The organism is Burkholderiales bacterium, from assembly GCA_035518095.1.
Lineage (GTDB): Bacteria > Pseudomonadota > Gammaproteobacteria > Burkholderiales > JAHFRG01 > JAHFRG01.
Window position 1 is genome coordinate 17,326 of record DATIXX010000066.1, and the last position, 11,470, is coordinate 28,795.

At 58.6% G+C, this 11,470-nt stretch carries 12 protein-coding genes; 3 read left to right on the top strand and 9 right to left on the bottom strand.

The annotated features are described in order from the left end of the window. Genes aepX through VLV32_10785 form a run of 4 tightly spaced genes read right to left on the bottom strand, consistent with a single transcriptional unit; the run spans window position 1 to window position 3,891 of the window. Complete coding sequence (gene aepX, locus VLV32_10770) at window positions 1–1,659, bottom strand: phosphoenolpyruvate mutase (GenBank protein HUL42367.1); 1,659 nt, start codon at window positions 1,657–1,659, stop codon at window positions 1–3. A gap of 28 nt (window positions 1,660–1,687) precedes the next feature. Further along, the gene (locus VLV32_10775; protein HUL42368.1) at window positions 1,688–2,440 is read right to left on the bottom strand and encodes a phosphocholine cytidylyltransferase family protein; all 753 of its coding nucleotides are present in this window, start codon (window positions 2,438–2,440) and stop codon (window positions 1,688–1,690) included. A 42-nt stretch (window positions 2,441–2,482) separates the two neighbouring features. Next, window positions 2,483–3,244 (bottom strand): phytanoyl-CoA dioxygenase family protein, encoded by a 762-nt coding sequence (locus tag VLV32_10780; protein HUL42369.1) that lies wholly within the window; start codon window positions 3,242–3,244, stop codon window positions 2,483–2,485. A 35-nt stretch (window positions 3,245–3,279) separates the two neighbouring features. Continuing rightward, window positions 3,280–3,891 carry a CDP-alcohol phosphatidyltransferase family protein gene (locus tag VLV32_10785; GenBank protein ID HUL42370.1) on the bottom strand — a complete coding sequence of 204 codons (612 nt, stop codon included), beginning with the start codon at window positions 3,889–3,891 and terminating at the stop codon, window positions 3,280–3,282. A gap of 700 nt (window positions 3,892–4,591) precedes the next feature. On the opposite strand from VLV32_10785, the gene VLV32_10790 reads away from it, so the two are divergent. Continuing rightward, complete coding sequence (locus VLV32_10790) at window positions 4,592–5,572, top strand: Rieske 2Fe-2S domain-containing protein (protein HUL42371.1); 981 nt, start codon at window positions 4,592–4,594, stop codon at window positions 5,570–5,572. Here VLV32_10790 and VLV32_10795 read toward each other — a convergent pair. Continuing rightward, complete coding sequence (locus VLV32_10795; GenBank protein HUL42372.1) at window positions 5,569–6,213, bottom strand: CDP-alcohol phosphatidyltransferase family protein; 645 nt, start codon at window positions 6,211–6,213, stop codon at window positions 5,569–5,571. The two genes, VLV32_10790 and VLV32_10795, sit on opposite strands and share 4 nt — an antisense overlap. 174 nt (window positions 6,214–6,387) lie before the next feature. Here VLV32_10795 and VLV32_10800 point away from each other — a divergent pair, with 174 nt between their 5' ends. Then, window positions 6,388–6,804 (top strand): hypothetical protein, encoded by a 417-nt coding sequence (locus VLV32_10800; GenBank protein ID HUL42373.1) that lies wholly within the window; start codon window positions 6,388–6,390, stop codon window positions 6,802–6,804. Window positions 6,805–6,900: 96 nt separating this feature from the next. Continuing rightward, window positions 6,901–7,263: a hypothetical protein gene (locus VLV32_10805; protein ID HUL42374.1), complete on the top strand. Its 363-nt coding sequence runs from the start codon at window positions 6,901–6,903 to the stop codon at window positions 7,261–7,263. A 47-nt stretch (window positions 7,264–7,310) separates the two neighbouring features. On the opposite strand, the gene VLV32_10810 is transcribed toward VLV32_10805, so the two are convergent. The 4 genes from VLV32_10810 to VLV32_10825 form a co-directional block, all read right to left on the bottom strand. Continuing rightward, window positions 7,311–8,756 carry an MFS transporter gene (locus VLV32_10810; GenBank protein HUL42375.1) on the bottom strand — a complete coding sequence of 482 codons (1,446 nt, stop codon included), beginning with the start codon at window positions 8,754–8,756 and terminating at the stop codon, window positions 7,311–7,313. 149 nt (window positions 8,757–8,905) lie between these two features. After that, window positions 8,906–9,514: a glutathione transferase GstA gene (gstA, locus tag VLV32_10815; protein HUL42376.1), complete on the bottom strand. Its 609-nt coding sequence runs from the start codon at window positions 9,512–9,514 to the stop codon at window positions 8,906–8,908. 69 nt (window positions 9,515–9,583) lie between these two features. Continuing rightward, window positions 9,584–11,170 carry a DHA2 family efflux MFS transporter permease subunit gene (locus tag VLV32_10820; GenBank protein HUL42377.1) on the bottom strand — a complete coding sequence of 529 codons (1,587 nt, stop codon included), beginning with the start codon at window positions 11,168–11,170 and terminating at the stop codon, window positions 9,584–9,586. A 23-nt stretch (window positions 11,171–11,193) separates the two neighbouring features. Further along, window positions 11,194–11,470 (bottom strand): hypothetical protein (locus VLV32_10825; protein ID HUL42378.1); only part of this gene is annotated, 277 nt, incomplete at its 5' end.

The window sequence follows — 11,470 nt, forward strand, 5'->3', positions numbered from 1 at the left end:
TTAGCGCTCGCCAGCGCTGCTTAGTCCGTAGGCGAAATCGACGGCGCGGTGCAGATCGTCCGGATTGTTCACGTCCAGCCAGTGACCGTTCACGTACAGGACCTGCACCGGGTGTCCACTGTCGATCAGATGATTGAGCAGCTCCGGTAGCCCGAGTTGCGGGAAGTCGGGCCGCTTGCGCAGCGCGTCGAGCGCCTGAAGCAGCCACCGGCGGCCAGCGCCTTGCACCCGCAGCATGCCGATCCACCGTCCGCTCACCGCGTCGGTCACGGGACCAGGCCGGGCGTGTACCCGCAGCAGCCGCACTTCCTGGCGGAACAAGGAGCGGTCGTCAGGGGCCGAACAATGAGCTAGATCGCACCGGCGCCCCGCGTGCGCCAGCGAGGACTCCACCACCACCGCCAATTCAGCCGGAGTCTCCAGCAGATCGCGCAGGATGTAGCTACGAAACAGCAGGTCACCGTAGCACACCACCGTGTCATCGCCGATGGCATCGCGGGCGCAGACCAGGGAGACCAGTTCGCCGCTCTCGGCATGGCTGAGGTTCTGCACGATCTCAACGCCCGCCATATCGATGGCCTGTGCCTTGTAGCCGGCCACCACGGTAATATTGTTGAAGGACTGCCGCTTAAACTCGTCCACCAATCTCTGCAACAATGGTCGTCCCGCTACCAGCAGCATGGCCTTGGGACGGTCCTCAGTAAGCGTGTCGAGACCTTCGCCCTCCCCGCGACTGGCCGCCAGCACCAGCGCCGAGGGGTTGCGCCGAGCTGCGGCGTACTGGCGTTCCGCCGCCAGCAGTTCGTCCGCAGACTGCAGCCGGAAAATCTCGTTGATCGGCGCGATCCGATCCTCCACGTTCACCAGCGTCTGGGTGGCGTGGATTTCGCGAGCGAGTTCCTGCATGGCCGACACAGCCGCGCGCAGCGTGTGGTTGGCCCAGATAACCATGCGAATGCCGGCGGCGCGGAACACGTCGGTGGGAGTGCTGTAGTACTTGGTGGGGACGATGATCAGCGGCGAGCGCTCGGCCCACTCCCTGGAGAAGGCCAGAATTTCGTCGGCGCTGCTTTTCTTGCTGTGGATCAAGATGGCATCGGCGCCGGCTTGGCGGTACGCCTCGGCGCGGCGCAGGGCTTCGTCCAGGCCCCAGCCCGCGATCAGTGCCTCCACCCGCGCGACGATAACGAAATCCGGATCCTTCTGGATGTCTTTTGCGGCGCGAATCTTGCCCTGAAACTCGACAACGTCGGCCAGCGGTTGGCGATTGCCGTTGATGAAGCTATTGGATTTGGGGAACAGCTTGTCCTCGATGCATACGCCGGCGATGCTCCGTTGCTCCAGTTTCTGCACCAGGCGGCGCATGTTGTTGAAGTCGCCGTAGCCAGTGTCGCCGTCGATAAGGATGGGAATGTGGCTGGCGTCGGACATGAACTCCAACATGTCTACGACCTGAGTCCAGCTCGCCTCGTTGTTGTCGCGCACGCCGAACTGAGCGGAGAGGGTGAGGCCGCTGGCCCAGATCCCCTTGAAGCCGGCCTCCTCGACGATGCGGGCGCTGATTCCGTTATGCGCCTCCATGAGGAATTCCAGCTCAGAGGAATTGAGAAGCGCACGCAAGGCGGCGGCTTTAGTGGGTTGAGTTGGGAGTCGGTCCATAAACGGTTCCTATTAAAAAACGCGGTATCTACGGCTGCAATTGCGGGAGTATCTCGAGGCGTGCGCGCTCGATGTCGCCTGGAAAATCGATCTCTATCCAGGGCAGGCCGGTGACGTCTTCCACCCCGAACTGGCCCGGCCCGGCCTCCAGCATAAGGTCCCGCAAGGCTTCTTCGTGGGGCTCCTGACCGCGCCCCGACTCCAGGTAGACCGAAGCCCGTGCCACCAGCGCGCGGCAAGATTGCCCGGACAGGCGAAAGAAACCGACCGACTCGCCGCAGACATCGAACGCGAGATCCGGTGCGACCTGCTTCCTGAATTCAACGATGCGTCCGTCGCGAACGCACACTTTCACCGGCTCTTCGCCGGGCTCAAAGTCCCGGTCCAGCAACAGGCAGTCTGGTTGCTGGGAACCCACTAGCGGATGCAGCATCCGTTCATCGTAAAGCACGTCGGCATCCATAAGTAGGGTGTCCTCTCCGGTCAATAGCGGCGTGCGTGCATGCCACACGGTGACGACGCTGCCAAGCTGATAATCTGGATTGAACACGGTATCGGCCGCCAGCGCCTGAGGTAGCCGCGCCAGCTCGGCACGAACCTGATCCGCCGCGTAGCCGACCGCCACCCATACCTCGGCCACGCCGCACTTGCGCAACAAACGCAGATGACGTTCCAGCAGGCTCTGCCCGTCAAAGCGCAGCAGGCATTTTGGCACGGCGCGGGACTGCGCATCCTGCGCCAGCCGCGTACCCTGGCCCGCCGCGAGTATCACCGCTTGCATGGCGCTCACCGCCAGGCGCTCGCGTCCGGCCAATGTGCCTGCTCAGACACGGAACACGTACTGCTTGCCGGGGTCGCGTTCGCAGTCGGGGGGGTAGCTCGCGCGCTTGTCAGCGTAGTAGCGCGCGCGCTGGTCCCCTTCCGACAGCTTGTTGTAGGTGACGTAGAGCACTCGGCGCGGCCGGTCGCTCAGGTTGGCGTCCGAGCGATGGGGCGTGAACGAATCGAAGAATACCACGTCGCCCGGCAAAGTCTCGCAGGGCACAAAATCCATGCTCGTGGTTACTTCGTCAGCCAGCGGTGCCCAGTTCGGGCCAAGCTGCCCCTCCCGGTGGCGTCCGGCCACGAGCTCCAGGCAGCCGTTGTCCCGGGTCGCAGCGTCAATGCTGATGAGCGCGGTAATGTATAAGCTGCCGTAACGGTCCCAGCCGGCCTGGGCATCCTGGTGGGGTGTGAAGCCGCCGCCGCCCGGAAGCTTGAAGTTGATCTTGTCCTTGAATATGACGGCCGGCTCGCCGAATAACTGGGTCACAGCGTCGCGCACTCCCGAACCGGTGAGCAGACGATTCAGGCCGGCGTGGTACGGGCAGTAGTTTTCGATCCGGTTGAGCAGCCGCCGCCCCGCCTCGACGCAGCTCTGCTCAAAATACATCATGTACTTGCCCGGCACTTCGGGATAGGCGGCAACCTCGTCGACCCAAGTCTTAATGCGCGCCATAGCGTCGGTTTGGTACAGGCCGCGAACAATCACGAAACCGTCGCGTTGAAACGATTTGATCTGGTCTTGGGACAGGGGCTGGTTCATGGTCATCCGTCGGTTCAATGCATCCGCATTGCGCATCAACTCGCCGCGCCGGTTCGGGCGCTTTTGCGCAGCAGCTTCCAGTAGAAAAACATCGCAAACGCCGGTGCGGCCACTGCCGCCACCGCCAGGAGCTCTCTCTCCAGCCCGAACCAGATGAGGATCGGCACGAAGAGTATTCCGTCGTCGGGATCGAAGCCAGCTGCTCCGCCGAGTTCTGCAGCACGCTCGCCTTGTAGCGCTTCAATATGCAGCACGAGAAAAAGAATCGCTGCAACGGAAAGGCCGGCCAGCACGCCCATTGGAATCGCACGCCATTCTAATGGCCCGTCCGAGAGCCCGACGCCTAGCCCAATAAATACCAACGCGTTGCACAAACCGTCGGCCACGAGGTCGTACTTGTGGCCGAACGCGCTCCGCTTTCCGGACAGACGCGCCAGCTCGCCGTCGGCGCGATCGAGCAACATCGACAGTACGAACAGCCCTGCCCCCCAAGCCAGCGCTGCCGGGGTGCCGACGGCGAGAATGGCGCCGGCGCTAAGACCGGTGAGCAGGCGCAGGGTGGTCAGGTGATTCGGCGCCACCGGAGTGTGGACCAGCGGCCGAACGCCGGACCGTACAAAGCGGTGGATCAAGGTGTTGTGACTCACGACGCGAACTCGATGTGGGCCGTTCCCGCCCGTCGCAAGGCCCTTGAGCGCGCCCGAAGATAACATGAATCGGGGTACGCGCCGGTCTTCCTCGGATCGGGTTGGTTCTGTTTGTGTCGCGCTTCGAATAGCGACGCGGTATTCGTTGTGGACATGGCTCGTTCTCCCTTCGATTGTTTGGGGCCAACGCTGGCCCCCGCCCTGCGTTGGGGTTTACCCATGTTAGGGTTTACCCTTAAATTCTAGCAGAAACTCGAAGTGCGGCGCCGATCAATTCCGCCACGGCGACCCGTCAGGCTGCACCAAAGTATATTCTATTGGTCGCGCGCGGGAGCGAAGTCTCTTGCCTCACGATCTGCAAGGGATGGATGGAGGTGGACACCTTCGGAGAAACTTCCGAGCGATTTTAAGCCCGGTTCAGGCGTGCCGAATGACGCAGTAGTAACTGATCCTATGTACTTTCATGGTAGGATAGTGCCGAGTCAATCATGCATTGATTGAATTTTATAACGCTGTACGCGGTCCACGTTTGCCCCAACAGAAATCGACCCGCTTTTGAGGGGAGTCGCATGATCGCCAACAATCAGAAATCGAAAAGACAATGACTGTTGGAAACACTGTCCAATTATCTGGGTCGTCCCAACGAGCCAATTCACCCGATCTGCGAAAGACCGGAATTCACCCGGACTACTGGTATCCGGTGGCCCTTAGCAAACGTCTACAGAAAGGAAAGGCAATCGGCGTCAGTTTCGCAGGCGATCCTATTGTATTGGTCAGAACGGAGAACAACACACTGTTCGCCCTTGAGGATCGCTGCGCCCACCGGCAGATCCCGTTGCACGTCGGCGCCGTGAAGGGGGAACACATTCAGTGCGGCTATCACGGTTGGACGTACGACGCGACAGGAAAATGCATAAGTGTTCCCTACCTCAGCGAGGACAAATCACTTCCTAATGGTGTGCGAAGTTACCCCTGTCAGGAAGCCTATGGACTCATCTTTGTTTATCCGGGCGATAAGGCAAACCTGGAGTCCGCCATCTTCCCGAATATCCCGACACACGCCAATCCACGCTACAAAACGCGCTATCTCGACCGTGAGGTTTATTGCCATTACTCCTTTATGCACGAGAATCTGATGGACATGAATCATCAGTTTCTACACCGTCGACTCATGGGCAGCATTAAAACAATTTTGAAGGATTTGCGTAAAGGCAAAAGTTGGATCGAGGCCGACTTTACCTTCGCGCGCACCACAGGCAAACAGCATATCGGCGAGAAATTCATTCTTAGAAGACGTTCGCAGCCCGATGAAGATGTCGGACGTGATCTGATGACGATCCGCACCGAATACCCGTATCAGACGTTAAAATTCTGGAGGGCGGGTAGCGAAGAGCCGTCGCTGGATCTTTGGAATGTCTATGTCCCCGTCGACCGCAAGCAGCGCACTAATCATACCTTTGGCCTAATGATGTTTCGCAAGCCCTCTATCCCTGGCCTGATGAACCTGCTTTGGCCATTCATTATCTGGTTCACGGAAGCGATCTTTGCGGAAGATCAGTGGATCGTTGAGTTAGAGCAAAAGGCCTTTGATTCACAGGGCGCCGACTGGAATCAGGAGATCTTTCCGCTTATTCAGGGACTGAGAAAGGTATTAGTTCAGCAAGGCATCCCGCTGTACTAAATCTTGGTTGAAGCTGCACCGGTCCGAGTTGCACGGGACAGACGCAGCCACGCTACCAGAGCAAATACTGGTGAGCAAATGGCTGCGCCGATCACGACAAATTCGAGCCAGCTCAACCAGGCTAACGGTCCGATCAGATACAGCGCATCGTCGATATCAAATCCCGCCACACCGGAAAAGGCCTTTTTGCCGGTGCCATCCAATTTCTCCAGGCATTCCCCACAGACCGACGAAGTGACAGTGGAGACAGCGGCAACCAGCCCCAGCAGCGGTGTCCATGTCCCCAAATCGGAATGACGCAGGCCCACGCCAATGGCAAGGAATAACAGCGCGGTCAAGATGACATCAGTGACGTAGTCGTAATTATGGCCCGCCGGGCTGCTCTTGCCGGACAAACGCGCCAGTTCGCCGTCGGCGCGATCCAGAAAGACGGATACGACCCACCACACTCCACCCCAGATTTCACCCGAGCGTGTGCCGTAACAGAACGCAACGATGGCCAGCAGCCCGCTTAAAAAACGCAGGGTGGTAAGGTGGTTAGGAGTGATTCCAGTATGCACGAGCGGTCGGACCAAAGAACGGGCCAGCCGGTGGGTCCAGGAAGCGTGCAGCGCCGTGGTATTGAGTGATGGCCACATCATGATTAAATAATCGCGGTCTCGGTCCGCTGCGCCAGCGTGCGGCCGCTCTCCAGTTGGTGCCAGAATATTAACATGGCAGACCCGGCAGGACTTCGCGAATTTAAAGGCGGAAAAAAGGCAGATAATGTGGCGGGGCTGTTTTCTCGGTAAAATTCCCACATTGGGTGTGAATACATGGCAGACATTGAAATTATTACGTCTGAGCAAAAACCCACTGAGGGAATGGTGACGCTCACTCATGTCATGTATGGATTGCATGCTTTCAGCGTACTGATGGGGGCGCTCGGACCGGTGTTAATCGTAACTGCTTTTCTCACCGGCTGGCCGTCGATTATCGCCATCATCGTTAATTACGCGCGGCGCCCGGACGTGCGCGGCACCTACCTCGATTCGCACTTCAGCTGGCAATTAAGAACATTCTGGTTTGCGCTGCTGTGGATAATGTTCGCGGGACTGCTCTTCATCAGCATCCTCGGCATCCCGCTTGCATGGACTCTGGCCGTCATCGTCGGGCTGTGGGTGATCTACCGCCTCACCCGCGGCTGGGTCGCGCTCATCAACAATGAACCGATGCCGATGCCAATCCAGTAACGCGCGCACTATCCATTGCCGGCAATTGGTGTAGACTACCGCGTATCAGCGTTTTATTCGTAACTTGGCGTTGTTGAAAGAAGCACGGAGGCCATCATGCGAGCAAGTTATTTGATTCCGGCAATGCTGGCAGCGCTATTTATTTCCGGCCCAGCGCGGGCTGATTCTACGCCGCCGGCCCGCGATCTGGATCCCATTATCCAGCAATTGCTCGATCCCAATAATATTCTTAGGGGCCAGTTTACAGAGGAAGATGTGCACGAGATTTTCGCGGTCATTCGCGCCAATTTGGCGGGCATACCGGCCCAGCCCTCCAAGCGGCTGCAAAAGAAGATGGAAGCGTTCGGTCGATCGCTGCAGGCGCGCGGCGCTCTGGTTGGCATTCTGCTCCTCGACCAAATGGAAGAAGACATGAAGCAAACGGTGCGCGAGCTGAACGAGCAATCCGGCGCCATCTGATTTAACTAATACGCTGAAGAGCCGGCCGCGCGGCCGGCTTTTTTGTTTTATTTGCTCGGGCTTTCCGTTTTTACCGTCCTCTGCGCCTCCGGCTGCGCAAATTTTCCCGCGGTAACATGCCCTGATACTTCCATGCCGGCATCGGGCGGAAGCTCCGCGTGCAAAAACAGCGAGGCCGAGGAAATAATTGCAATGGCGAGAAACGCTGGCCAGAAATCCGCCGCGACAATCGCGTGATGGCCCTGCAGGAGACTCGATAGCTGCAAAGCATACGCGCCGAGCGCCACGCCCACGCTTTGCGTGAGTTGCTGCGTCATGCTCGAAAAGCTCGTTGCCTGGCTCATAGACGGCTGGCTGACGTCGGCGAACGAAATTGCACCGAGTGCGGTGAACTGCAGTGAACGCAGGCAACCGCTGAAAAGTAATACGGCGACGATGATGAGGTGGGGCGTAGCAGCCGTGAATAGCCCATATGCGGCCAAGGCGGCGGAGGATGCAACAGCGTTGACCCTCAGCACGGTACGGAATCCGTAGCGCCGGAGGATTGTGGTTGTCAGGGTTTTCATGAACAATGCGCCCGCCGCCACGGCGGCGGTCAGCAAACCGGATTGCAGAGGATCAAGTCCGAAGCCGATTTGCAGCAGCAGCGGCAGCAGAAAAGGCGTCGCGCCGACGCCGATACGGAATAATCCGCCGCCCAGCACGCCGGCACGGAACGTGGGAAGCTTCAGCAGCGCCAGGTTAATCAATGGATGCGGGTTGCGCTGCGCATGCCAGGCGTAACCGGAGAGCAGCAGCGCGCCGAGCACGATGCAGGCGGACGAAATTTCCGCGGACAAAAGATGGCCGCCGAGCGCGGACAGGCCCAGCATCAACACCGACAACCCAATTCCCGAAAGCATGAATCCGCGCAAATCGAGCGGCGGCATATCTGGCTCGCGGATGTTTGGAATAAAGCGCAGCACCAGATAAAAGCCGATGACGCTGATTGGAATGTTGATCAGGAATATCCAGCGCCAGTGAAAATACAGCGTGACCATGCCTCCCAGCGGCGGCCCGATAACCGGTCCGAGCAGCGCCGGCACCGTCAAATAGGTGAGCATTGCAACCAGCTCGCGTTTCGGCACGGAGCGCAGCAGTACGAGGCGGCCGACCGGCACCATCATCGCTCCGCCCATTCCCTGCAGGAAGCGCGCGCCGACGAACTGCGCGAGCGTGCTTGATGCCGCGCACAGCAGTGATCCGCCCATGAATACGGCGATCGCCGCGGCGAACACGCGGCGCGCCCCGAAGCGGTCGGCCATCCAGCCGCTGATCGGTATGAAAACCGCGAGGCTGACGAGATAGGACGTCAGCGCGAGCTTAAGCGCGAGCGGATTTTCCCCAATGTCCTTGGCAATGGCCGGCAACGAGGTCGCGATCACTGTCGAATCCATGGTCTCCATGAAGAGAGCGCAGGCGACGATCAGCGGAATTACGATCAGGCGCGGCATGGGTTGGAGCTTCGCGCAAGGCGCGCCACCGCGTTGCGGGTTTCCTCGTGGCACTGAAAATTTCGATGACTCAAGTTTTTAAGGCCAAGACCGCAGGCATGTATAAGATCGACTTGCATAACGCGGATTCCCGAGGCCAAACGTTAATACTATTTGAGGAGCCCTTCCGCCTTCATTGATTCCCGAATCGCGGGGCGCTCGACCATTTTCGCCAGGTAGTCCCTGATTTTGGGCCATTTGGTCAGATCGATCTTGTGAAAACGCGTCCAGTTGAGCACTGTGAATAAATACGCGTCTGCCACAGTGAACTTGTTTCCCATGATATATTGCCTGCCGTCGAGCGCGGAGGCGAGGTAATCAAAGCGTTTGCCGACCAGCGCCCGCTGCCTTTCCTTCCATTCGGGTGTCGTTTGCGGATGGAAAAACGCTCCGAGCGACTTGTGAATTTCGGATGCGATGAAGTTCAACCATTCCATCAGCCGGTAGCGCTCCATGGTGCCGGCCTTGGGTATCAATCCCGATTCGGGCTTCTGATCGGCCAGGTACTGGAGAATGACTGCGACTTCAGTGAAAATTTGCCCGTGGTCGAGCTTGAGCGCGGGCACGTAACCTTTTGGGTTGACCTTCCAGAAATCCTCCCCGCCGGCGGTTTTCATCGTGGCAAAGTCGACCTTCTCCAGGTCAAAATTGTAGCCCGCCTCGCGCAGCACTATATGCGGCGCCATCGAGCAGGCGCCAGGGTAGTAATAGAGCTTCACCTTGGTTTCCTTTCTTTGAGTTAATTAATCGCTGTGGCGCGGATTTAACATAAAAAAATTTAATGCAACCTAGTCGGCACCAACGACCCCCGTCAACGATTCCTTGCACGGTCGCGCAAGCCAGATGACCGGAATCAAAAGCAAAAACAGTATCGCGGATGCGTAGAAGATATCATTTGCCGAAAGCATAAATGCCTGTTGATCGATCACGCGATTCACCATGGCATGGCTTTGCCCGGTATTTAGGCCCAAGGCCTGAAGGTTTGCAAACGACTGCGTGGAAACCGGGCTGTAGGTCGTAATGTACTCAGCCAGCTGCGCGTGATGCAGGCTTGCGCGGTGGTCCCATAACGTGGTCACAATCGACGTGCCAAATGAGCCTGCGCTAATGCGCGCGAAATTGTTCAAACCGGTCGCAGCTGCAATTTCGTTCGGACGTAAGCCTGAAAGCGTGAGGGTGATCAGCGGAATAAAAAAAATAGCGACCGCTGCACCTTGCACGATGGTCGGTATCAGTATCGTGTAGAGGTCGGCCTGGGTGTTAAAGTGCGAACGCATCAGCATCACCACTGCGAATATCACGAAGGATGCGGTTGCGAAAACCCGCGCATCGACGCGTTGGATATTTTTCCCCACGAGAGGCGATAGCAGGATGGCGAGCAGCCCCACCGGCGCCAGCGCCACGCCGGCAAGGGTCGCGGTATAGCCCATGTGCTGCTGCAGCCAAAGCGGCAGCAGCACCACGTTACCGAAGAAGGCGCCGTATCCGAGCGAAAGCGACAGCGTGCCGGTCCAGAAATTGCGCCGCGCGAACAGCCGCAACTTCACGACCGGATGTTGCTCAGTCAGCTCCCATACCAAAAACAGCGCAAAACCCAGAACCGCGGTGATAGCCAGTCCCGTGATGAACGTCGAGTTAAACCAGTCGAGGTCCTTGCCCTTGTCGAGCATGACCTGCAGCGCGCCCACCCAGATTATGAGCAGCCCCAGCCCGACCGTGTCGATCGGAAGTTTGCAAGTCGACGTCTCGCGCTTGCTGTAAATGACCCACGTCACTGCCGCAGCGGCGATGCCGACGGGCACGTTGATATAGAAGATCCACGGCCAAGAAATGTTATCCGTGATCCAGCCGCCAAGCAGCGGTCCCACCACGGGCGCTACCAGCGTGGTGATGGACCACATTGCAAGGGCAGTGCCCGTTTTTTGCTTGGGATAACTCGAGAGCAGCAGTGTTTGGGAAAGTGGAATCATCGGTCCCGCCACTGCGCCTTGAATGACGCGGAAGAAAATCAGGAGCTCGATTGAAGGCGCGAATCCGCACAATAGCGAAGCAATTACGAACAACATGACCGACGCCAAAAACAGCCGCACCTGACCATAGCGCTGGGTGAGCCAACCGGTCAGCGGCAGCGAGATTGCGTTCGCTACTCCGAACGAGGTAATGACCCACGTGCCTTGCTCAGGTGAAACGCCGAGGTCGCCGGCTATCGAGGGCAGCGATACATTGGCAATCGAGGTGTCCAGCACGTTCATGAAAGTCGCCAGCGACAGCGCAATGGTGCCCGCGATAAGCGCGCCATCCTTGAGCGGCGCGAGCACCGCAAAAACCGGCGTTTTTGGGACGCGGGCGTCAGCGGTATTTGATGCGGCGGTCATAATGGCGTTCCGGTGAACTCGTTTTAGAGCGGTCCCGCCGGCGTTGTGGCGGGCGGTTTGGAGGCTCCAAATTTCACAAGATGGCCGGATTGCGTGCTGTTTGCGTGATCTGTCTTGCCACCCCGGCGCACCGGTTCCCCCGTGTTAGCGGCAATGATTGATTTTGCGCGCGCATCGGCGCCGGCATCCTGCGACTGGAATACGTCGGTCGCATAACTCGGCGTGTTCTGGGCAAGTTGCGGCAGGCGCGCGCCTGTGCGATTGTGCGTGTCGACATTCACCAGCATCGACAATCCGATT

Bases quoted from the DNA above. Each gene is read 5' to 3' on its own strand.
- aepX (HUL42367.1), bottom strand. From the start codon at position 1,659: ATGGACCGACTCCCAACTCAACCCACTAAAGCCGCCGCCTTGCGTGCG.
- VLV32_10775 (HUL42368.1), bottom strand. From the start codon at position 2,440: ATGCAAGCGGTGATACTCGCGGCGGGCCAGGGTACGCGGCTGGCGCAG.
- VLV32_10780 (HUL42369.1), bottom strand. From the start codon at position 3,244: ATGAACCAGCCCCTGTCCCAAGACCAGATCAAATCGTTTCAACGCGAC.
- VLV32_10795 (HUL42372.1), bottom strand. From the start codon at position 6,213: ATGATGTGGCCATCACTCAATACCACGGCGCTGCACGCTTCCTGGACC.
- VLV32_10800 (HUL42373.1), top strand. From the start codon at position 6,388: ATGGCAGACATTGAAATTATTACGTCTGAGCAAAAACCCACTGAGGGA.
- VLV32_10805 (HUL42374.1), top strand. From the start codon at position 6,901: ATGCGAGCAAGTTATTTGATTCCGGCAATGCTGGCAGCGCTATTTATT.
- VLV32_10810 (HUL42375.1), bottom strand. From the start codon at position 8,756: ATGCCGCGCCTGATCGTAATTCCGCTGATCGTCGCCTGCGCTCTCTTC.
- VLV32_10820 (HUL42377.1), bottom strand. From the start codon at position 11,170: ATGACCGCCGCATCAAATACCGCTGACGCCCGCGTCCCAAAAACGCCG.